The sequence below is a fragment of the Streptomyces gilvus genome (genome assembly GCF_022513565.1).
Classification (GTDB): Bacteria; Actinomycetota; Actinomycetes; order Streptomycetales; family Streptomycetaceae; genus Streptomyces; species Streptomyces gilvus.
In genome coordinates this window covers 1-21,678 of the sequence record NZ_JAKWBE010000003.1, presented here as the reverse complement: position 1 = coordinate 21,678, position 21,678 = coordinate 1, and the positions used below count along the sequence as shown (strand labels likewise).

Annotated in this window: 16 protein-coding genes; 9 read left to right on the top strand and 7 right to left on the bottom strand. The window is 71.3% G+C overall.

The window, feature by feature from the left end; all coding sequences use genetic code 11:
* Nucleotides 1-34 precede the first annotated feature (34 nt).
* From MKW14_RS06600 to MKW14_RS06590, 3 genes are read right to left on the bottom strand one after another with little or no spacing between them, the layout of a single operon-like run.
* Nucleotides 35-817 (bottom strand): leucyl/phenylalanyl-tRNA--protein transferase, encoded by a 783-nt coding sequence (locus MKW14_RS06600; RefSeq protein WP_240859711.1) that lies wholly within the window; start codon nt 815-817, stop codon nt 35-37.
* Nucleotides 811-4,083: an amino acid adenylation domain-containing protein gene (locus tag MKW14_RS06595; protein WP_240859708.1), complete on the bottom strand. Its 3,273-nt coding sequence runs from the start codon at nt 4,081-4,083 to the stop codon at nt 811-813. Before MKW14_RS06595 ends, MKW14_RS06600 begins: the two co-directional genes overlap by 7 nt.
* Nucleotides 4,084-4,125: 42 nt before the next feature.
* Complete coding sequence (locus MKW14_RS06590) at nt 4,126-7,275, bottom strand: putative bifunctional diguanylate cyclase/phosphodiesterase (RefSeq protein WP_240859707.1); 3,150 nt, start codon at nt 7,273-7,275, stop codon at nt 4,126-4,128.
* A gap of 381 nt (nt 7,276-7,656) precedes the next feature.
* On the opposite strand from MKW14_RS06590, the gene MKW14_RS06585 reads away from it, so the two are divergent.
* Nucleotides 7,657-8,847 (top strand): MFS transporter, encoded by a 1,191-nt coding sequence (locus tag MKW14_RS06585; protein ID WP_240859706.1) that lies wholly within the window; start codon nt 7,657-7,659, stop codon nt 8,845-8,847.
* Nucleotides 8,848-8,972: 125 nt separating this feature from the next.
* Here the strand turns inward: MKW14_RS06585 and MKW14_RS06580 are convergent, their stop codons facing one another.
* A complete protein-coding gene (locus MKW14_RS06580; RefSeq protein ID WP_240859704.1) occupies nt 8,973-9,932 on the bottom strand; it encodes a D-2-hydroxyacid dehydrogenase family protein in 960 nt (319 codons plus the stop codon).
* A gap of 138 nt (nt 9,933-10,070) precedes the next feature.
* On the opposite strand from MKW14_RS06580, the gene MKW14_RS06575 reads away from it, so the two are divergent.
* Complete coding sequence (locus MKW14_RS06575; RefSeq protein WP_240859702.1) at nt 10,071-10,334, top strand: hypothetical protein; 264 nt, start codon at nt 10,071-10,073, stop codon at nt 10,332-10,334.
* A gap of 65 nt (nt 10,335-10,399) precedes the next feature.
* Here MKW14_RS06575 and MKW14_RS06570 read toward each other — a convergent pair whose 3' ends face one another.
* Nucleotides 10,400-10,789 carry a BlaI/MecI/CopY family transcriptional regulator gene (locus MKW14_RS06570; RefSeq protein ID WP_240859700.1) on the bottom strand — a complete coding sequence of 130 codons (390 nt, stop codon included), beginning with the start codon at nt 10,787-10,789 and terminating at the stop codon, nt 10,400-10,402.
* Between the two features lie 189 nt (nt 10,790-10,978).
* On the opposite strand from MKW14_RS06570, the gene MKW14_RS06565 reads away from it, so the two are divergent.
* The 6 genes from MKW14_RS06565 (at nt 10,979) to MKW14_RS06540 (ending at nt 17,255) form a co-directional block, all read left to right on the top strand.
* Complete coding sequence (locus MKW14_RS06565; protein ID WP_240859698.1) at nt 10,979-11,341, top strand: ArsR/SmtB family transcription factor; 363 nt, start codon at nt 10,979-10,981, stop codon at nt 11,339-11,341.
* A gap of 67 nt (nt 11,342-11,408) precedes the next feature.
* Complete coding sequence (gene mgtA / locus MKW14_RS06560) at nt 11,409-14,075, top strand: magnesium-translocating P-type ATPase (protein WP_240859696.1); 2,667 nt, start codon at nt 11,409-11,411, stop codon at nt 14,073-14,075.
* A gap of 40 nt (nt 14,076-14,115) precedes the next feature.
* A complete protein-coding gene (gene tatA, locus MKW14_RS06555) occupies nt 14,116-14,403 on the top strand; it encodes a Sec-independent protein translocase subunit TatA (protein ID WP_240859694.1) in 288 nt (95 codons plus the stop codon).
* A gap of 32 nt (nt 14,404-14,435) precedes the next feature.
* Nucleotides 14,436-15,011, top strand: coding sequence for a TerD family protein (locus MKW14_RS06550; RefSeq protein WP_240859691.1), 576 nt, complete (start codon nt 14,436-14,438; stop codon nt 15,009-15,011).
* A gap of 184 nt (nt 15,012-15,195) precedes the next feature.
* A complete protein-coding gene (locus MKW14_RS06545; RefSeq protein ID WP_374116543.1) occupies nt 15,196-16,950 on the top strand; it encodes an LCP family protein in 1,755 nt (584 codons plus the stop codon).
* A 2-nt stretch (nt 16,951-16,952) separates the two neighbouring features.
* The gene (locus tag MKW14_RS06540; RefSeq protein ID WP_240859688.1) at nt 16,953-17,255 is read left to right on the top strand and encodes a hypothetical protein; all 303 of its coding nucleotides are present in this window, start codon (nt 16,953-16,955) and stop codon (nt 17,253-17,255) included.
* Between the two features lie 109 nt (nt 17,256-17,364).
* On the opposite strand, the gene MKW14_RS06535 is transcribed toward MKW14_RS06540, so the two are convergent.
* On the bottom strand, nt 17,365-18,018 hold the full coding sequence (locus MKW14_RS06535) for a hypothetical protein (RefSeq protein ID WP_240859686.1): 654 nt from the start codon (nt 18,016-18,018) through the stop codon (nt 17,365-17,367).
* Nucleotides 18,019-18,554: 536 nt separating this feature from the next.
* Between MKW14_RS06535 and MKW14_RS06530 the strand changes: the two genes are divergently transcribed.
* The gene (locus MKW14_RS06530) at nt 18,555-19,472 is read left to right on the top strand and encodes a ribosome-inactivating family protein (RefSeq protein ID WP_240859685.1); all 918 of its coding nucleotides are present in this window, start codon (nt 18,555-18,557) and stop codon (nt 19,470-19,472) included.
* 536 nt (nt 19,473-20,008) lie between these two features.
* Here MKW14_RS06530 and MKW14_RS06525 read toward each other — a convergent pair.
* On the bottom strand, nt 20,009-21,678 hold a 1,670-nt coding region (locus MKW14_RS06525), incomplete at its 5' end, for a hypothetical protein (protein ID WP_240859682.1).

Genomic DNA, 21,678 nt, shown 5'->3' with positions numbered 1-21,678 from the left:
CGAGGTGCTTCGCCGGACGGAGCGAGCGCCGGCCCTAGCCCGTCGGCCGGGCGAGGCGGTCGGCCGGCAGGGTGGCGGTGGGCATCGGGAGGCTCTCGTACGCGGTGTCGCGCAGGTGTCGCAGGTACTGCTCTCGTGGTACGAGAACGGCGCCCAGGTCCCGGACGTGCGGGCTGTCCCGCTGTGCGTCGAGCAGCAGGCCGCCGGCCTCGGCGAAGCGCGCCGCGAGATCGTTCACCGCGACCTTCGAGGCGCCCGGGCGGTGGAAGAACATCGAGTCCATGCTGAAGACCGGTCCGACCCGCAGGCCGAAGACGCCGCCGACCAGCTCGCCGTCCTCCCACACCTCGACGCTGTGGGCGTGACCCAGGTCGTGGAGGTGGACCAGGCTTGCGATCAGCTCTTCGGTGAGCCACGGGGGAGTGCGCCCCGCACCGCATTCCCGGACGACCGGCTCGAACCGCCGGTCCAGGCTGGTCGACCAGGACAGCCGGTTGCGCAGCCGCCTGGCCAGGCTCCGGCCGAGATGCGCGGCCGAGACGGGCAGGACCGGTCGGGGGTCGGGCGACCACCACGAGACGGCATAGGGATCGGCCGATTCCCCCAGGAGCCGGATGCGTCCCTCCTGGATCTGATCGGCGAAGACCACCTCGTTGAGGGCGCGGGTGTACTCGTCGTACGCCGGGAACGGGTAGGCCCCGGCCCGGTACGCCGCCAGGAGGCAGCCAGGACTGAGGTCGCCGGAGAAGGCCACCGGACCGTCGGGCGGAGCGTCCAGTATGTTCAGCGCCTCCCAGCCGGGGCATCGGCTCAACACCCTGTCTCCCGCCCTCCGCTCCGCGCCGGCCCGATCCAGCCGATCTTCTGCAGGAAGTCGAGGTGACTGTCCATCATCTCCGCGTCCACCGGCGGAATGTCGATCCCGGTGCCCAGCAGCGCCCGTTCCGCGTTGCCACGGGTGAACTCCGGGAAGACGCCCTGGAAGTACATCTCGCTCACGGTGATGTCGGCACCGGTGCACCGATCGACGAAGAGCGGGACGAACGGGGTCATCGGGTCGGTGGGGTGCCCGGCCGCATAGGTCACCAGCTCGGTGATCCACTCTTCGTAGGGGATCTCCCGGACCGGGTAACCCCGTAGGCGCAGACGCTGCACGAGCGAACTCAGCAGGGTCGGGCCGGGGTTGGTCAGGTGGTAGACCTCTCCGCGTGCGGGATGACGGGTGGAGATGTGTCCGAGTGCGCGGGTGAGACAGTCGGCCGGCAGGAAGTCCAGGGGCAGCGGTACGTCGGGGCACAGCCCGGTCCGGGCGATGAAGCCGATGAGGGCGCACATCTCGCTGCCGGTGTTCATCGCGCCGCTTCCGGTCAGGCCCGTGACGTCCATCAGGCGGTAGACGGCGACCGGCAGGCCCGCGTCGGACGCCTTCTTCAACAGGGCTTCGGCCACCCACTTGGTCTCCACGTATCCCACCGACAGATACTCGGGAAAGCGCAGTGGCGTGTCCTCCGTCACCTCGTGGACCCCGGACGGCCCGAATCCGGCGACCACCGCCATGCTGGACGTGAAATGGACGGGGACGGCCCGGCCGGCGGCGAGGCGGATGATCTCGTACGTGCCGTCGACGTTGGCCGCGCGCAACTCGTGGTACGGGTAGATGAAGTTGACCTGGCCGCCGAAGTGGTAGATGGCGTCGACGGTCGCGGCCAGTTCCTCGAACCGGCCGGTGGACAGACCGAGTTGGGACCTGCCCAGGTCGCCGACGACCGGCTGGACGCGCGCACTGGACAGATCGCTGTGGACGTGCCGCCGGTGGCTCGCCCGGATGCGCTCCATGCCCTGCTCTTCGTCGGAGGCCCTGACCAGGCACAGAACCCGTCCCGTGGTCCTGCGCAGCAGCTCGTCGATCATGTGCGCGCCGCAGAAGCCCGTGGCCCCGGTGAGCAGGACGTCGCCGGGGTTCTCCAGGGACGGAGCCGGCGCGGCATGGCCCATCGCCGGAAGACGCCGATCGGTCTCGGCGACGAAGTCGACGCTCGCGCCGCCCGGCTGGGCCAGTGCGCCGGCACGCGCCCGGCGCACGGACTCGGCGAAGGCGGCGAGCGTCGGATACTGCAGCAGCGAACGGGTCAGATCGCGGATCTGGGAAACACCGATGCCGAACATGACGCGGGTGTGGGCGAGCATCTCCATGGCCAGCAGAGAGTTGCCGCCCAGTTCGAAGAAGTCGTCGTGCGGACGGACATGGTCGACCTCCAGGATCTGGCCCCACAACTGAGCCATTCCCAGCGGCAGCGGGCGGTCGTCGGCCTCGACCGCCCGTACGGCGGCGGCCGGTTGCGGCGCGGCCTTGCGGTCGAGCTTCCCGCCGGCCGTCACGGGCAGTCGCTCCATCGCGTGGAAGGCCGCCGGGATCATGTACCCCGGCAGGACCTCGGCGAGTGCCGAGCGCAGCCGGGCCGACAGCGTCGCCTCGCCGCCGCCCGACGGTGTGGCCGGCGTGTAGTACGCCACGAGGTCCCGGTGGCCGCCCTCGCGCGCCCGGGCCACCACCATCGCCTGACCGACCTCCGGGCGCGAGACGAGTGCCGCCTCGATCTCGGCCGGGTCGACCCTGAACCCGCGGATCTTCATCTGGTCGTCGACCCGGCCCAGGACCACCAGGTTGCCGTCCGAGCGCAGCCGGCCCAGATCCCCGGTGCGGTACATGCGGTCCCCCGGCGCGGCGCCGTGCGGGTCGGGCAGGAACTGCCGTGCGGTCAGGGCGGGTTGCCGCCAGACACCGCGCGCCAGCCCCGGGCCGCTGATGTAGACCTCGCCGCGCCCGCCCGGCGGCACCGGTTTCATCTCGGAGTCGAGCAACTGGACGTGAACACCCTCCAGGGGCCTGCCGACCGGGGCGACGGCGGTGTCGGGCGCCGAGAGCACCTCCTCGTTCAGGTCGCACAGTGTGGAGGTGATGGCGGTCTCGGTCAGCCCGTAGGCGTTGACGAGCCGCGCACCGGGGATCCGGTGCAGCACGGCGCGGCAGTCCTTCGCGGTGACGATCTCGCCGCCGACGATGGCCAGTCTCAGCGACGCGAGGCTCTCTCCGGGATCGGCGACGGAGACGAGCCGCTGCCAGTAGGCCGGGGTCAGGTCGGCGACCGTGATCCCGTACTCCGGCAGGCGCCGCAGCATGTCGGTGGGTGCCCAGGTCCCGGTTCCGGCCAGGATGAGCGTCGCGCCGCTGATCAGCGGCGCGAAGATCTGTTCCAGCGAGGTGTCGAAGCCGAGTGCCGCGGCGTGCAGCACCCGGTCGCCGGGTGTGAGTCCGTAGGCCCGGGCCACGGCGACGAGGGAGTGGGCCAGCGACCGGTGACTGATCATCACGCCCTTGGGAGGCCCGGTAGATCCGGACGTGTAGATCACGTAGGCGAGGTCGTCCGGCCCGGGGCCGGGCGCCGGCCGTGGGCCCTGCGGCGCCGCCTGTGTCGCGACCGATTCCACGTCGACGATCCGCGCCTCGCACGCGGCGAACATCGGCGCGTGCTCGCGACTGGTGACGACGAGGCGTGAACCGGTCTCCCCGACCAGTGCGGCCGTCCGCTGCCGCGGAGTCGCCGGGTCGAGCGGCAGGAACGCGCCACCGGAACCCAGCACCGCCAGCAGGGCGACGACCAGCTCGGGGGTGCGGTCGAGACACACCGTGACGACGGACTCCGCCTCCACGCCCGACCGGCGCAACTCGCGGGCGAGACGATCGGCACGGTCGGTCAGCTCGGCGTAGCTGAGCCTGCCCTCGTCCGAGAGCACCGCGAGAGCGGACGGCTCACGCCGCGCGCGCTCCCGGATCAGCTCGGGTACGGTGCCGGATCCGGATCCCGGCGTCCACCCCCCGGCGCGGGCGCTCGCGGGCCGCATGTCGGTCCACAGGCGCTCGACCAGGCTCTCGCACTGCGAGGCGGACGCCGGCCCGCCGATCCCGTCCCACCCGGCCGGAATCCGGCAGTCGGCGGGCCAGATCGCGTACTGCCCCTCGACGTTGCGCAGTACGACGCACAGCTCAGCGGGTTGCGTCGGAGTTCGATCACGTTCCGCCACTGTGGGCCTCCTGCCTCGCGCCGAGCACTGTGGGGCATGCCCTCATCGCCGCTTCCCCTTTGCCGGCGCCGCCTGCAGTCCGGCCAGCTGGCCGAGCGGCGGCGCGAGGACCAGATGTTCCGCTTCTTCGGCACCGACCGGCTCGGCGAACAGGTATCCCTGTGCCAACCGGCAGCCCATCGAGATGAGGGCCTCCTGCTGGCTCACGTTCTCCACCCCTTCGGCGATCACGGTCAGACCGAGTGTGTCCGCCAGATGCGTGATGCCCTCGACCAGAGCGTACTGCTCGGGCGAACGCCCGAGTTCGTCGACGAACGACTTGTCGATCTTGAGAATCGAGATGGGGAACTCACGCAGATAACTCAGCGACGAGTATCCCGTTCCGAAGTCGTCAATCGCGAAGCGGATACCGAGGTCGGTGAGCGAACTCATCTCGGCCAGAACGCGTTCGTCGTTGTACATCAGCACACTCTCCGTCAGTTCCAGTACGAGGGACGACGGTTCGATGCCGGAGAGATCCAGTGCCCGCATGACCACATTGGAGAAATCCTCGTCACGGAACTGACGCGGCGACACATTCACGCTGATGTAGGGCTCCTTGCGGTCGGCCGAACCGTCCCGTCGCACGGACTCCTGCCACCGGACGGCCTCCGTCGTGGCCTGGTCGAGCACCCAGGCGCCCAACGGGACGATCTGCCCGCTCTCCTCGGCCAGCGTGATGAACTGCTCCGGCAGCACCATGCCGCGCGGCGAGTGGGGCCAGCGAACGAGCGCCTCGAAACCCCTGATCCGACCGGTGGTCAGCTCCACGATGGGCTGATAGAGCACCAGGAACGACGTCTCGATGGGCGAACTGTCCAGGCCCTCCTGCAAGGTGGCGCGCTCGGCCATGCCGCTCTGCAGCTCCGGGCGGTAGCGGCGCCACTGGCGCTTGCCCGCGGTCTTCGCCGCGTACAGCGCGAGGTCGGCGTGGGTCAGCAGTTCGACCGAGTCGACGCTGTCCTCGGTCGTCGCGACGCCGATGCTCGCGTACGTCATCACCGTTCCCACGCTGAGGCGGAACGGTTCGGCGAACGCGCTCATCACGTGTTCGGTGAACCGCTCCACTCCCTCGGGCCCGGTGGAGCCCTCCACCAGGAGGGCGAACTCGTCGCCGCCGATGCGTGCGGCGGTGTCGGAGACACGGACGGTGGTCTGCAGCCGGAGGGACAGCGCGACCAGCAGTTCGTCGCCCACGCCATGGCCGTGGATGTCGTTGATGACCTTGAAGTCGTCCACGTCGAGGAAGAGCACGCCGACCACTGTTCCGTCACGCTGGGCCTGCAACAGGGCGTGGTTGATGCGCTCCTGGAAGAGCACGCGGTTGGCCAGGCCGGTGAGGGAGTCGTGGAACGCCTGGTGGGTGAGCTCGCGTTCCAGCTTGCGCTGTTCGGTCACGTCCCGCAGGGTGAGCACCACCCCGCCGACGGTCGCCTCCTCGCGCAGGTCGCTCCACCGCACCTCGACCTCGATCGTCGCCCGGTCGGTGCGGACCATGCGCCAGTGCTCACGGCGGGTCTGGTACGCGCGGCTGCGTATCCGGCCGAGCGTCTCGACCACCGCGCGGCTGTCCTGCGGCGGCACCAGATCGATGAGCCGGGCGCCCTCCAGGCGCGGAACGCCCAGCACCTGGTCGGCCGAGGGGCTCGCGTAACGGACCCGGTCGTCCTCGTCGAGGATCAGGATGACGTCCGAGGCGTTCTGCACGAGGGTGCGGAAGTACGCCTCGCTGTTGCGCTGGTTGACCTCCTCGGCGAGGGCGACCCGTGCCACGGCAAGCGCCGTCTGCGCGGCGAGAGTCGCCAGCGCGTCGTGCAGCACGAGCAGGTCGTGCTCGCCTCCGGCCACGATCAGTGCCCCGATCAGCGGATCGCCCGAGGGGTGGTCCTGCGCGGTGAGAGGGCAGACCAGCGCGTGGTCGTAGCGCCTCGACTCCGCGCCCGGGGCCGAGAGGAGGGCGGCGAGATCGGGCCCCACGTCATCGAGGGCCACCAGGCGGTTCGCGCCGGACTCGGCCAGTTCCCGTACCGCTGCCGTCCCCTGCGCCGGGACGAGCCCTCCGCCGCCGGCGTCCGCGCCGTCCACCCAGAGCGTGTTGTCGGGCACGGTGAGCAGCGCGGAACACGCCGACCCGTGCGGCACCAGCTGGGTCACCGCGCAGTGGACGGCGTTGGCCACGTCGCGCAGATCGCCCGCTCCGCCCAGCGACGACACGGCGTTGCGCAACACCTTCTCCCGGGCGACCGCCTGACGGTGGGTCGCCACCACGCCCGCCAGACGGTAGAGGACGAGGAGGAAGAGAATCGCGGAGAACACCCCGATGACGCCGACGTTGGAGCTCTCACCCCGCACCGCCTCCGTCAGGAGGATGGTCGGCGCGATCAGCGACGCGAGGATGAGCAGGCTCAGCCGGCCCGTACCGGTTTCCGCGCGCCACGCCACCGGGTCGGTCACCGTCCGCATGGACGGATCGAGCGCGGCGAGTGCCCAGGCGCCGTACAGCACGACCCAGCCCAACTCGACCGCCGTACCGGTCCGCCACGTCCCGTTCAGCTGGATCAGGCCGTACAGCACATCGGCGGTGAGCAGGCCGACGGTGCCCGCGGTGAGCAGCATGAGTGAGCGGCTCTTGCCGCCGCGGGCGGCGAGCAGGCGCAGCAGCATCGCCAGGACGAGGATGTCGCCGAGCGGGTAGGCCATGGCGAACGCCTTCTGCACCCAGGTGAGACCCGCGACGTGGGTGTACGGCTCGATGAGGTAGAGCCACGACAGCAGGGCGAGGCCGACGGTCAGCGTCAGCGCGTCGACGAGGCTCGCGCGGTCGTTCCAACTGGTGCGCCAGCGGACGAATCCCAGCAGCCCGGCCGCGTAGAGCGGATAGGCCAGGAGGTAGAAACCGTCGGCGACCGACGGAAACGGGACCTGGTCGAGAGACTGGATGAGGATGATCTGCGCGGCCTCACCGGCGGCGAAGGCCAGGTTTCCCGCCGCCAGCAACAGCCATGGGGCTCGATGCGCCGGACGGTTGATAAGGACGCCGAGGACAATGCCGACGACGCCGGTCACGCCAATGGCGACGAATATCAGCCGCTGCTTCGGAAATTCATAATAGAACAGAGTCAGTACGACGACGCATACGCTGACGGCGGCCATGACGGCCTGGCTTCGCAGTCGGGCGATCAACCCAACTCACCTCCTGCGAGGGCCACTCGTCGGGCGAACGGCACCAGTGGACAAGGGAGAAACCTGTGGGATCGGGTTGGTGAAGGAGTATTCTCCGGGGCCGGCTCCCGGCCCTGGCCGCCTGCGAATCGGATTTGCTGGAACATGCGGCCTGCGGTATGCGGCTCCTTCTCGCCGAGATATTCGACGCGTCCTATGGTCAGTTTACCCGGCTCGTCATTTCCCGCATGTGCAGGAAGAGATGCCTACTCCGGTCGCGGGACGCCGCCCCATAAGACAGCCTGGAGAAGGCGCCGTGGACACGGACCGGTTCTGCCTCGCGACCATCGGCTCCTGACGGGGCGTGGAGTCATGCTCTCTGATTACCGCCGTATCTTCGCTCCCGCGGGCACCCTGTCCTTCTCCGCCGCGGGGTTCATCGCGCGACTTCCGCTGTCGATGACCGGCGTCGGCATCGTCACCATGCTGTCGCAGTTCGGCGGTGCGTACTGGCTGGCCGGCTCGGTCTCCGCCACGCAGGCGCTCGCGGCCGCGGCGATCGGGCCGCAGATCTCCCGGCTGGTGGACCGTCACGGCCAGCACCGGGTCATCCTTCCGGCGACGGCCGTGACGGTCGCCGCCGTCTGTGTGCTGCTGCTGTGCGCCCGGTACGGCGCCCCGGACTGGACGCTGTACGCCGCGGCCGCGGTGGCGGGCTGCATGCCCAGCATGGGCGCGCTCGTCAGGTCCCGATGGGCCGAGGTGCACCGGACGTCACCGCGACTGCTGCACACCGCCTACTCCCTGGAGTCCGTGCTCGACGAGGTGATCTACGTCGTCGGTCCGATCCTGGCGATCACGCTGTCCACCAGGATCTGGGCCGGGGCCGGACCGCTGGCGGCCGCGGTCCTGCTCGCCGTCGGCGTCGTGCTGTTCGCCGCCCAGCGGCGTACGGAGCCGCCGGTACGCCCCGACCCGCGAGGAGCCGGGGGCAGCGCGCTGCGCATCCCGGGAATCGGCCTGCTGGTGCTGACGGTGACGTCGGTGGGCGCTTCCTACGGTTCGGTGGAGGTCGTCACGGTGGCATTCGCCGGCGACCACCATCACAAGGTGCTGTCCGGCCTGTTGCTGGGCCTGTACGCGCTGGGCTCGGGGATGGTGGGCGCGGTCTTCGGCGCGGTCGCGCCGCGGGGGGTGATCACGCGGCGGCTGCTGGTCAGCGTCTGGGCGATGGCGGTGACGACGGTGCCGCTGTTGTTCGCGCCGAATCTCGCGGTGCTGGCGGGGATGCTCTTCCTGGCGGGCATGGGTCTCGCGCCGACCCTGATCACCATGATGGGCCTGGTGGGGGAGCTGGCGCCGGCCGCCAAACTCACCGAGAGCATCACCTGGATCGTCTCGGGCCTCTCTGTCGGGGTGGCTCTGGGCTACGCCACGTCGGGATGGGTGGTCGACGCGGCAGGCGTCTCGGCGGGCTACTGGGTGCCCTGCGTGACGGCCCTGCTCGCCGCCTCCACGCTCTCCCTCGCTCTGCCGTGGCTGCTTCGTCCCCGCGCTCAGTGAACGCAGCCGGGCTCGCCGTGGGCGGACGGTGTGTGGCTGCTTCCGGCTCGGCCGGCTCCCGCCGAAGCCCGGTTCGGGAGCGCGGACACGGTCGAACATCCGGACGGATTGACCCCGGTCCGTCCTCAGCCGAGTCGCCGTACCGGCGCCCCCTTCAGAAACGCCCGAATGTCCTCCAGCGCCTGCCCGTAGTAGGTCTCGTAGTTCGCCCGCGACACATAGCCGAGGTGGGGCGTGGCCAGCAGCCGGGGCGCGGTGCGCAGGGGGTGGTCGGCGGGCAGCGGCTCGACGTCGAACACGTCCACGCCCGCGCCGGCGATACGGCCCTCGCGCAGGGCGGCCAGCAGGGCGTCCTGGTCGACGATGGCGGCACGGGAGGTGTTCACCAGATAGGCGGTGGGCTTGAGCAGGGCGAGTTCGGCGGGGCCGAGCAGTCCGCGGGTGCGGTCGCTCAGGGCCAGGTGGACGGAGACGAAGTCGCTGCTCGCGAGCAACTCCTCCTTGGACGGGGCGAGTTCGACGCCCACCTCGTCGGCGTGCTCCTTGGTGAGGTTCTGGCTCCAGGCGCTGACGTGCATCCCGAAGGCGAGGCCCACGCGCGCGACCCGGCTGCCGATCTTCCCGAGGCCCAGCAGGCCGAGCCGGCGGCCGTGCAGGTCGGCGCCGACCGTCTGCTGCCAGGGGCCGCCGGAGCGCAGGGCGTTGCTCTCCGTGACGATCCCGCGGGCCAGGCCCAGCAGCAGGGCCCAGGTCAGCTCGACGGGCGGGGTCGAGGAGCTCGCCGTACCGCACACGGTGACCCCCCGCGCCTCGGCGGCGGCGTAGTCGATGACGCTGTTGCGCATGCCGGAGGCGACGAGGAGTTTCAGGCGCGGAAGGCGGGTGAGCAGAGAGGCGGGGAAGGGAACGCGTTCGCGCAGGGTGACGACGATGTCGAACTCGGCGAGCGCGGCCACCAGTTCGTCCTCGGAGGCGAAGTGCTCGGAGAAGGAGACGGTCTCCACCTGATCGGCCACGGACGACCAGTCGGCGATCTCGGTCGCCACCTGCTGGAAGTCGTCGAGCACGGCGCAGCGCAGGCGCACGGGGAATCCTTTCGTCGGTATGCCGGATACGGGGCACAATGTCGAGTACGGGTCAGTTTTAAGGTTGCGCAAACCGAGAACCGTTACACTCGCCAGCCCGTACAGCCCATCCATCGAACCATCCAACCGGGGAGAGACATGGCGGGTCGGTTCCTGTCCGTACGGGCGCTGCTCGTGCCCGGTGTCCCGGCCGCCCTCGCGGTCGTAGCGCTGCCCCTCGGGGTCGTCCTGTCCTGCTTCGACGGACGTCCGTACGTCGGCGGCGGACTGATCACGGCCGGGCTGATCGCCGGGGCCGCGGCGGTCGGGGCGGCGGTCGGCGACGTCGCCTGGTGCCTGCTGGTGGGGGACCGGGAGCTGTCCCGGCCGCAGGAGGAGTCCGTCGAAAGCGGTTCCGGCTGACGGCAGGGCGGCATGGGGACATGGCGACATGGCGACGGGCGGGTGCTGGACGCTCATGCGGGAGATCAGTTCGTCCTTTCGTCGGCCGTCCGGTCCAGCAGGTCGCGCAGCACCTGCTCGTCCTCCGCGGGCAGCGCGGTGACGAAGCGGGCCAGTACCGCGCGGCGGTCCCGCTCGCGGTCCAGCACCCTGCGCATCCTCAGCGCGGCGAGCCCTGCCTCGTCCCCGGCCGCCTCCCAGACGAAGGAACGGCCTTCCCGGCGGCGGCGCACGGCCTGCTTCCCCAGCAGCCGGCTCAGCACGGTCATCACCGTCGTGTAGGCGAGGTCGTCGCCCAGGCGCTCCCGCACCCAGGCCGCGGTCACCGGGGCGTCGGCCGTCCGCAACACGGCGAGCACCTGCGCCTCCAACTCGCCCTGCGCCCGGCGCGGGCGGCGCCGTTCCGGGTTCGCCATGGTCGCATCGTATAGAGGGGAGGGGGCGCGGGACCGGTGACTTCTACCGGGCTGTAGAGGTGAGCGACGTGCTTCCCGGGGCGGTGGTGTCCGGGGCGGCGGTCTTACGCGCGGCGGTGTTCGGGGAGCCGCACCGCGTCGGCCCTAGACTGGGACGGCTTGTCGGCTTGGGTGGGACGGGAGAGGGCTGTGGCAGCGGACATCGGTGGCTTCGAGGATCCGTCCGCCGAGGTACTGGCGGAGGCGGCCGCCGCCTTCGGGCTGCTCGCGTCCTCGGCCCGGCTGCACATCGTGTGGGCGCTGGCGCAGGGCGAGAGCGACGTCACCCACCTCGCGGACCGGGTCGGCGGCGCGCTGCCCGCCGTCAGCCAGCACCTGGCCAAGCTGAAGCTCGCCGGGCTCGTGCGTTCCCGGCGGGAGGGGCGGCGGCAGATCTACTTCGTCGACGATCCCGACGTGGTGACCGTGGTCCGGGTGATGGTGGGTCAGCTGGCCGCGCGTGCCGAGGGCGACTTCGCCCCCGTACGCAGGCTGCGCGGGGCCGGTGGCTGACAGCACGGCGGCCCCGGAACCGGATCCGGGGGCGGGATCTCCCGGAGCCGGGCCGGGTGCGGAGGGCATGCCGGCCGGACCGGACGCGGGGCGCGCACAGGTCGGGTCCTGGGCGGAGGGCGTCCAGGGCGACGGCACCGGAACTCCGCCACTCGTCTCGGGAAACCGGCGTGCCCCGGCCGACGGCGGCGGGGCCGTCACCGTTCTGCAGACCCTCCGGCGTCTCGAGAGCGGCCCGCGCGGGCTGACCGAGGCGCAGGCGGAGGAGCGGCAGGCGCGGTTCGGGGCGAACACCTTGCCCGCGTACCGGGAGGCATCCTGGGCGGCGACGGTGCTGCGCAGCACGCGGGACCCCTTCACCGTCGTCCTGCTCTGCCTCGGGCTGGTGTCCGCGGTGGTCGCCTCCTGGGGCACCGCCTGTGTGATCCTGCTGCTGGTCGCGGTGAGCTGTGTGCTGCGTGCCTCCGGGGAGCACCGGGCCGACCGCTCGATGGCCGGGCTGCGCGGCCTGGTCGCCAGCACCGCCACCGTCCTGCGCCGCGCCGAGGAGGACCTGCCGCCGGACGACCGGGAGATCCCGGTGGAGGAACTCGTGCCGGGGGACGTGATCCGGCTCGGCCCCGGCGACCTCGTACCGGCCGACGTACGGCTGCTGCGGGCGCAGGGGCTGACCGTCCACCAGGCCGCGCTCACCGGGGAGTCGGCGCCCGTCGCCAAGGACGCCGGTGACGGGAGCGCGGGCGGGGGAGGCGCCTTCGACCGGCCCGAGCTCTGCTTGCAGGGCAGCAGCGTCGCCGGCGGCAGCGCCACGGCGGTGGTCGTGGCGACCGGCGCGCGGACCCGGTTCGCCGCCGCCCACAGCCGTACGGAAAACGGCCGGGAGGCCAGCGCCTTCGACCGGTCGGTGCACGGCATCTCCTGGATCCTCATCCGGTTCATGCTGCTGACCCCGCCGCTGGTCCTCATGGCCAACGCGGCCCTGCGCGACCGCGGCCTGGAGACGCTGCCCTTCGCCGTCGCCGTGGCGGTGGGGCTGACACCGGAGATGCTGCCGGTCATCGTCACCATGTGCCTGGCGCGCGGCGCCGCGCTGCTGGCCCGCGCCCACGGGGTGATCGTCAAACGGCTGCCCGCGCTGCACGACCTCGGCGCCGTCGACGTCCTGTGCCTCGACAAGACCGGCACCCTCACCCAGGACCGCCCAGTCCTGGAGGGCGCCCTCGGCCCGGACGGCCACGACGACCCCGAGGTGCTGCGCTGGGCGGCCGTGAACGCCTGGTGGACCCTGCAACTCGCCGACCTGCCCGCCCCGGACGCCCTCGACGACGCCGTCCTGGACACCGCCGACGAGGACGAGATCATGGCGTACGACGGGGTGGCGGCCCTGCCCTTCGATCCGGTACGGCGCCTCGCGACCGCCGTCGTGCGCACACCGGGGCGGCTCGGCACGCACACCCTCGTCGTCAAGGGCGCCGTCGAGACCGTCCTCGCGCGCTGTGCGCTGGCGGACGAGGAGCGGGCGCGGCTGCTCGCGCGTGCCGCACGGCAGGCGGACGACGGGCTGCGGGTGCTCGCGGTCGCCACCGCCGAACGCCCCTCCCGGGCCCGCGAGTACACCCCCGCCGACGAACGCGGCCTGGAGTTCCGCGGCTTCGTCACCCTCAAGGACGCCCTCGCCCCCACCGCGGCCGCTGCCCTGCGGGGCCTCGCCGAGCAGGGCGTCACCGTCAGGATCCTCACCGGCGACCACCCCGGCACCGCCGTACGCGCCTGCCGCGACCTCGGTGTCCGGGTGCCGGCCGACGCCGTCCTCACCGCCGACCAGGTCGACCGCCTCACCGACCCCGAACTCACCGAGGCCGCCGAGCGCACCGTCGTCTTCGCCCGTTGCGCCCCCGAGCACAAGGCCCGTGTCGCCACCGCCCTGCGCGCGGGCGGACACACCGTCGGCTACCTCGGCGACGGCGTCAACGACCTGCCCGCCCTGCGCGCCGCCGACGTCGGCATCGCCCCGCGCGACGCGGTGGCCGTGGCCCGGGAGAGCGCGGACGTGGTCCTCGCCGAGAAGGACCTCACCGCGATCGCGCACAGCATCGCCGCCGGCCGCTACTCGGGCGGCAACATCGCCACGTACCTGCGCATCACGCTCTCCTCCAACCTCGGCAACGTCATCGCCATGCTCGCGGCCGGTCTGCTGCTGCCCTTCCTGCCGATGCTGCCGGCCCAGGTGCTGGCGCAGAACCTGTTCTTCGACGCGGCCCAGCTGGCCTTCGCGCACGACCGGCCGCACCCCTCGGTGCTGCGCCGCCCGATCCTGCTGCGCCCGCGCGACCTGCTGCGGTTCATCACCGGCTTCGGCGTGCTCAACGCGGTCGCCGACCTCGCCACCTTCGGCGTGCTCACGCTCACCCTGCACGGGCCGGGCGGCCTGGACGACTCGGCGGTGTTCCACTCGGGCTGGTTCACCGAGAACCTCATCACCCAGGCCCTGGTGATGGTGCTGCTGCGCGCCGGGCGCGACACGGCGGGGCGGCTGCCGGGGCCGGTCGGATGGGCGGCCGGCGCGCTGGCCGCCGTAGGACTGCTGCTGCCCGTGACCCCGCTCGGCTCGCTGCTCGGACTGACCCCGTTGCCACCCCTGTACTACCTGCTCCTGGCCGCTGTCCTCGCGCTCTACACCGCCGGGCTGGGGGCTGTCACAAAGCTGCCTTGGTTGTACAGTTGCGCAACGTAGCAACCATGGCGATGAGAATGAAGAGAATGGGGTGGGTGGGATGCTCCGGAACGGGCTCGAACCCTGGCACCTGCTGCTCGTGGCGATCGCGATCATTCTGCTGTTCGGGTCGAAGAAGCTGCCCGAGGCCGCTCGCGGACTGGGCAAGTCGATGCGCATCCTCAAGAGCGAGGCCAAGGCGATGAAGGAGGAGAGCGCCCCGCAGGACTCCGCCTCCGTCACGGCGACCTCCGCCTCCGCCGCCTACTCCTCCGCCGTGCCGACCGCCGCCGAGCCGGTGGTGACGTCGGGAACCGCCGTGCCCGGTCCCGGCGTTGGTGACCAGTGACGACTTGAGGCCTGGAGCGGGGAGGAAGAGCCGTGGGAGTTTCCCTGGGCAAGGGCGGGAACGTCTCGCTGAGCAAGGAGGCGCCGGGGCTGAGCGCGGTCCTGGTCGGTCTGGGGTGGGACGTGCGCACCACGACCGGCGCGGACTACGACCTGGACGCGTCGGCGCTGCTGCTGAACGCCTCCGGGAAGGTCGCCTCGGACCTGCACTTCGTCTTCTACAACAACCTGACCAGCCCGGACGGTTCGGTCGAGCACACCGGAGACAACCTCACCGGTGAGGGCGAGGGCGACGACGAGAGCATCAAGGTCAACCTCGCCGCCGTACCCCCGGAGATCGACCGGATCGTCTTCCCGGTCTCCATCCACGAGGCGGACGCGCGCGGCCAGAGCTTCGGCCAGGTCCGCAACGCCTTCATCCGGGTGGTCAACCAGGCCAACGGCCAGGAGATCGCGCGCTACGACCTCTCCGAGGACGCCTCGTCGGAGACGGCGATGCTCTTCGGGGAGCTGTACCGGCACGGCGGCGAGTGGAAGTTCCGCGCGGTCGGACAGGGCTACGCCTCCGGACTGCGCGGCATCGCCTCCGACTTCGGCGTCAACGTCTGACGGGGGAGCGGGGGTCGTAGCGGATTCGGTGGGGGGACCCACGGGCGGCGCGGGTCCCCCGCCGACCAGGTAAGAAACGGGTGTGGCGTAGACCACCTGCCATCTCAGCAACAGTTGCTATATTGCGCAATCATCCGAGCCCAGGGCTCCGCCCTGACGTACGCCGCAGCGTAGGGAGTGGGAGTTGAGCGACCCCTGGGGCGAAACCCGCGGCCGATCGGCCACCCGTGACCGCTCGGCCGGCGTTCCCCGCCAACGTGGAGAGACATCCGGGCGGCGGGGCGGGACGGACAGCGGACCACCTCCGGCGCCGTACGGCGGCCGGGCGGCCGCCCGCCAGGCGGCCCGGTCCCGCGGGCGCGGAGCGGGGCGGCGCGCCAAGCCGGTGGCCCGGCGCAAACGCCTCGTACGCATAGCACTGCTCACGGTCTCAGCGTTGATTTTGGTCACCGCGGGCGCCGGCGCCTGGCTGTACGAGCACCTCAACGGCAACATCAACAGCGTCGCCCTCGACGGCAAGGGCGGCTCGGAGAAGGCGGACGCCTTCGGCCGCACCCCGATCAACATCCTGGTCATCGGCTCCGACGGCCGGAACAACGCGGCCGACTGCAAACTCGGCGGCGGCTGCGGCTCGGCCAGCTCCACCGTCGGCCACAACGCGGACGTGGAGATGGTCGTGCATGTCTCCGCCGACCGCTCCAACGCCACCGTGATGAGCGTGCCGCGCGACACCATGACCCAGGTCCCCGCCTGCAAGGACCCGGACAGCAACCAGTCGACGCCCGGCTACTACGGCCAGATCAACAGCGCCCTGCAGTACGGCCCGGCCTGCCAGGTCGCCACCGTCCACCAGCTCACCGGCATCACCATCGACCACTTCGTGATGCTCGACTTCGCGGGCGTGGTGAAGATGTCCGACGCGGTCGGCGGCGTCTCGGTGTGCGTCAGCGACAACGTGTACGACACCTACTCCCACCTCAAGCTCGCCAAGGGCACCCACACCCTCAAGGGCGACGCGGCCCTGGAGTTCGTCCGCTCCCGGCACGGCTTCGGCGACGGCAGCGACCTGGGGCGTACGGTCTCCCAGCATCTCTTCCTGTCCGCGATGATCCGCAAGTTCAAGAGCGCGGGCACGCTGGCGAACCCGGCGAAGGTGTACTCCCTGGCGGACGCGGCGACCAAGGCGCTGACCGTCGACGACGGCCTGGGCAGCGTGACCAAGCTGATCGATCTGGCGACGGATCTCAACAAGGTGCCGTCGAAGCGGATGACGTTCACGACGATGCAGACCGCGGCCGACCCGACCAACGCCAACCGTGTGGTGCCGGCCGCGGCGGCGAAGCAGCTGTTCGCCACCATCGCCAACGACCAGTCGCTGTCCTCCGCCGGCGGCGGCAAGAAGAAGTCCTCCGCGTCCCCGTCCGCGTCGGCCGCGGCCACCGTGCCCGCCTCCCAGGTCGCGGTGCAGGTGGAGAACGGCACCACGACCGGCGGACGCGCGTCCGTGGTCGCCAACGGCCTCCTCGCCAAGGGCTTCGGCTCGGGTACCACCTCGGGCAACGCGCCGCAGCAGTCCGCGAAGACGACCATCACCTACGGCCCCGGGCAGAAGGCGGAGGCCCAGACCGTCGCCTCCGCGATCGGCCTGCCCGCCTCGCACCTCACCCAGGGCAGCACGAGCGGGGTCGTCCTGGTCATCGGCAGCGACTGGCCGAGCGGCACGACGTACGGCTCCTCCGGCTCGGGCGGTTCGGGCGGTTCGTCGGCGGCCCCCGCCGACACCCACGCGGCCGTCGCCGACGCCCACGCCCAGACGGCCGACGGCGCGAAGGGCTGCGCCAAGGTCAGCCCCTACAAGACGGTGGAGATCAACGGCGTACCGATGACCCCGACCCAGGCGTACGCGGCAGCGAGCGGCCGGAAGGATTCGGCGCCGTAGGCGTGGCGAGCGGGCGCCGGCAGCGCTGGGTCGAGGCCACGCCGGCCCGCGCGGAGGTCGAGGAGGCCCTGGTCTCCGAGGCCGCGTCCAAGGAGGTCTCGGCGGTCGTGGTGGCCGTTGCGGCCGGGCTCCAGGCCCGCGGCGAGAGCGATTCCCGCTGGCTGGAACGGGGGGTGCTGACCCGCTTCCGGGAGCTCGTACTGCCACGGCTGGTGGACGCGTCGGCCGAACGCCTCAGCGGATGGCTCGCCGGACGCGACGACTTTCCGCAGGCACCCGATAGGCCGTACTGCCCGGATCGCTGAAGCCGCGTGACATTGCTGAAGGCGCAACTCGTCGGCCCGACCGGAGCGAGGGGCGACTCGCGCGGATCCCCCGCTCCGGTCATGGCTCAGCGCGTCGGTCGACAGCCGTTCAGCACGCCCACGTCGTCCACTTCATCTCGCCCTTCAGCGTGCCGTCGCCCCAGGCGACCGGCGTGGCGATCTGGAAGCCGGTGGAGTCCTTGCCCGGGTAGTACCAGAAGTAGTGGCCGTCCACGCGCTTGCCGTAGTGGACCTCCAGCCAGCCCTCCGAGTGGTGGACGAGCGGCTGGAACCAGTACTGGCCCTTGTAGCCGGGACGGACGGTGTTGGTGATCGTCTCGGTGATGGTGCGCTTGTCGCCCACGGTCCAGGTCTGGTTGACCTCCGTGCTGGCCTTCATGCCCAGCTCGATCTTGTCGGAGAAGCCGGCACTGACCTCGAAGGTCTGCTTCGTGCCGTAGGAGTAGGAGCTGTTGGTCTCGTAGGAGGCGGCACGCGCGTACGTGGCGTTGTCGGTGCCCTGGCAGTTGTTGAACACGTTGCTCGCGGCGTGCCAGTTGCCCGGCGCGGTCCAGGAGTTGACCTCGTGGTACTGGCACAGGTCGGGCTTGCCGGCGTTGCAGTCGCCGATCACGTCGGGCTTGTCGCTGCCCCAGCCCGGGGTGGTCGCGCCGGCCGTCCCCGTCGAGAACGGGATCGTCAGCAGGGCGAGGGCGGGCGCCAGCAGGGCGGTGCGGCGCAGGTTCGGCGTGAACAGCTTCATGGACGTTCTCCTGGTCGTGCGCCGGTGTCGGGTTCCGGCGTCAGACAGGAGCATCGCCGTCCAGGAGTTGATCGGACACCGGATTCCAGGGCCAATCAATTACTTGACCTGGGAGGATGCCGTTGTTCACTGATGCGTAACGGACGCGTCGCACACGCGTCGGTTACGGCGCGTCCGGCACGTACGTCCGCCACCGCGCCGGTGTCAGGCCTACGCCCCGCGCCCGCTCCCGCATCTCGTGCGCGAGCCGCTGGACGGGACCGGACCCGGGGTCCGGTGGTCTTTCGCGGCGCCCCATGTGCTCGTACCTCCGTGCACCTGACGAAAGCGACATCGGGCGCGATGGTCCTAAGCGGCGGCAGGGAACGGGGAGATGGCCACCGAGTGACGGGCGCGGGACATGGCTCGTGTCACTCGGGGGCGGGCGGAATTGATTTCCGTGGGCGGCCGGACTGCCAATCAATGGTCCGGCGGCGAGTGTTGGTGTCGGACAGGCCGCACGTGTCCGGCTCACCGAACCTCTGGAGAACAGCGCCATGCCCCGATCCCACGTCCTGCGCAGCCTCGGCACCAAGACCGTGCTGGCGGCCGCGCTCGCAGCCGCCGCCGTCACCGCCGTCGGCACGAGCGGTCTCCCCGCCGCGCACCACACCTCGACGACCGGTCAGATCCAACTCGCCGGCGCGGCCCAGCCGACCGACGGCGTGAGCTACAGCCTGGCGACCGGCGTCCACCGCGACTTCGCCGACCGCTACGACGCCATCATCAACGACATCCGCGGGCGGCTGCGCGGCACCCGCCTCTACGGCAACATCATCCTGACCCGGAACACCGACGACTACTTCTCGGTCACCCTCGGCTTCACCAGGGCCCAGGTCACCCTGGTGATCAACGCCAGGAACCTGTACATCACGGGCTGGCGCAACGACACCACGAACGTCTACTACCGGCTCAACGAGGGGCCGCGCCTGCCCGCCGTGAGCGACACGCGGAACCTGCCGTGGGTCAACTACACCGACATGGAACGGGCCGCGGGCCATGACCGGGGCAGCATCGGCATCTCCATGAGCTCCATCCAGGCCGCCATCCGGAACCTGGGAGGGCAGAACGACATCTCCAACAGCACCCGGGCGGAGGGGCTGCTGGTCCTGACCCAGGCCTTCGCTGAGGCGGCCCGCTTCGACTTCATCTCCTACCGCGTCGGCCAGGCGATCCGGGGCGGCACGAGCTGGTACGCGGGCGCTTCCTCGACGGTCTCCCGCAACGGCTCGAACTCGGGCGGCAGCATGATCGACGTCACCGGCGTGCAGTTCGAGAACAACTGGCAGAGGCTGTCCAATGCCGCCCGGAACTCGACGAACAACCACACCACCCCGCACGTGTCGATCGGCGACGGCACCCTCGACACCATGTCGGCCCTCGACGCCCAGCTGGCCGTGGCGCTGATGTCGTAGCACCGAAGGCGAGCCCCCAGGCCGCCCCCGGCCGGGACACCCTCCTGTCCCGGCCGGGGGCTTCTTCCTGTCTCCCCGGGGCATGTCCCTGTGGGCGCGCGGTGATCAGCTCGGCGAAAGTCCGCAGCGCGTTTGACGGAAAGCCCTTCCGCAGTGTGACCTGCGAAAACGTCGCCGGCCTGACCAGCGGTCAGTGGGTGCCCCGACAGGAGCCGCAATCAAGGGCTGGTCGTGCGAAACCCGCTGTGACCTGCGGAGATTCGCTCGTGGTGACCATGAGGGGGGTTTCTGCCGAAGACGCGGGTCGGCCGAACGCGGCAGTTGGACGCTCGCGCGAGCCGACCTCGCAGATTCGGGCGCCTGGGCGGTGGTGGAGCGCTGGAGTGCGCCTGGTGACCGGAACTTCGGTCTCGGCGTCGCGTCCTGAACCGTGCGCCTGGCGTTGTACCCGGCCGAAGGTCTGCTTGGCGGGGCCGGGGCCGGGGCCGGGGCCGGGGCGGGGCCGGGTGTGGCGGTGGCGATCCGCTTGGCCGGGCTCAGCGCCTGCGCCGCTTGCGTTTGCCGTGCCCCTTGCCGCCCCTGCCGCGGCGTTGTTCGCCTGACTCTTGGGTGCGGAGACGGCCGGGCTGGCCCGGTCGGCGTGACATAGAGGTCAGGTCGACGCGGCGGAGCCTGTCCAGTCCCGCGGTGTCGGGATGGCCGGACGCCAGGGCCAGGTCGATCATCTTCGTGAGGGGTACGCCGCCACGCTGTCGCCTCTTGGCCGAGTTGTCGCCAGGCCGCCGCGCCTCGCGCAGCAGCCCCTCGTCCCCGCCGAACTCCCTTACCGTCAGCAGGCTTTCGGCGGCGAGCAAGGCGACCTCCCGTTCGTCCAGGTCGGCGACGTCGAGGAGCCCGGTGTCCGTCGCCGCCAGCAGCGCGGCGGGCGCAAGTACCGGGTCCTGGCGTGCTTGTGCCATGAAGCGAGGGCCGTCCGGCAGGATGTCAAGGAGCAGGCGGAGCGCGAGCGCGCGCCTGCTGTGCAGCTGGATGGCCCGTACCGCGTGCAGTAGCTGCTCGCTCGTTCCGTTCCATGCGGCGAGTTCGGCGCGTGCGCTTTCCGTGTCGTACTCGTCGAGCAGGACGCTGAGGAGCAGGGGTGCCGGTTCGTCGCGCAGTGCGCCGACGGCGGGGGCCTGGCGGCCGAGGGAGAGCAGGAGTTCGCGTACCGCGTGGGTGCCGAGCGCGGTGAGCTGGAGTAGTTCGACGTCGGTGCCGAGCAGGGCCCGTTGCAGGGCGTGCTGTCGTTGCCGCTCGCCGGGCGGGACGAGCGCTCCGGAACGCACGAGGGCCGAGAAGTCCGGATCCGGACGGCCGTGGGTCACGGTCACCACGCCCAGGTTCTCAAGGATGTCGACGATGCCGCGCAGGTGTGCCTCCGCCGCTGTCACCGAGTTGTCGTCGTCGGCTCCGAAGAAGGGGTCGTCGAGGTACGCCGCGCGCACGGTCGCCCACAGCACCGGCCAGGGGGAGGCGATCGGCATTCCGTACAGGGCGGCGAGCAGGTCCGCGACGAGCTCGGCGAAGCGGGGGAAGAGCGCGGACCACTCGCCGAAGCGGCCCTGGCCGTCCTGGCGGGACGGGTGGGGCAGCAGCCATTCGCGCAGCTCGGGCAGGGAGCGTACGGCGCGTGCGGCGAGGGCCGCCGGATCGTCCACGTCTTTTCGGGCCTTGGCCACAGCCACAAGCCGGCCCTTGTGGACGCGGATCAGCCGTGCAGTGGTCGCCCAGGCGACGAGCAGGGACAGGCCGGGCAGGTCGTCCACCGTGCGTGCCGCGTCCGGGTTGTCACCTCGAAGGTGGGGGAGCCCGGGCGCGCGGTGGACGGCGGCGGTCGTGGTCCGCGCGGGGGCGCCCTCGGCCGGCACTGCGGTCGTGGTGTCCAGGCGCCGGGCCAGCTCGCGTGCGTCGGCGATGCGCAGGCGGCCGGTCTGCGTCAGCGAGCGGCCGCTCGGTCCGATCTCGTGCACCAGCGTGGCCAGCTGTCCCAGCAGCACCGAACCCCGCGCCTGATCCCGCAGATCCTCGAGCGGCGCGAGGACGACGGGGACGATGACGGGGGTGCGCTCGCGCAGCAGGCCGCCTGTGCCGGAGGCGTTGCCCGAACCGGCCCCGGCGAAGGGAGCGTCCGTGCCGAGCAGCGCCTGCATCCGCTGCCGCTGGGCGA

Excerpts from the sequence above, each read along its gene's own strand:
- MKW14_RS06530 (WP_240859685.1), top strand. The coding sequence starts at position 18,555 with ATGCCCCGATCCCACGTCCTGCGCAGCCTCGGCACCAAGACCGTGCTG.
- MKW14_RS06570 (WP_240859700.1), bottom strand. The coding sequence starts at position 10,789 with ATGGCGAACCCGGAACGGCGCCGCCCGCGCCGGGCGCAGGGCGAGTTG.
- MKW14_RS06575 (WP_240859702.1), top strand. The coding sequence starts at position 10,071 with ATGGCGGGTCGGTTCCTGTCCGTACGGGCGCTGCTCGTGCCCGGTGTC.
- MKW14_RS06585 (WP_240859706.1), top strand. The coding sequence starts at position 7,657 with ATGCTCTCTGATTACCGCCGTATCTTCGCTCCCGCGGGCACCCTGTCC.
- mgtA (WP_240859696.1), top strand. The coding sequence starts at position 11,409 with ATGCCGGCCGGACCGGACGCGGGGCGCGCACAGGTCGGGTCCTGGGCG.
- tatA (WP_240859694.1), top strand. The coding sequence starts at position 14,116 with ATGCTCCGGAACGGGCTCGAACCCTGGCACCTGCTGCTCGTGGCGATC.
- MKW14_RS06535 (WP_240859686.1), bottom strand. The coding sequence starts at position 18,018 with ATGAAGCTGTTCACGCCGAACCTGCGCCGCACCGCCCTGCTGGCGCCC.
- MKW14_RS06590 (WP_240859707.1), bottom strand. The coding sequence starts at position 7,275 with ATGGCCGCCGTCAGCGTATGCGTCGTCGTACTGACTCTGTTCTATTAT.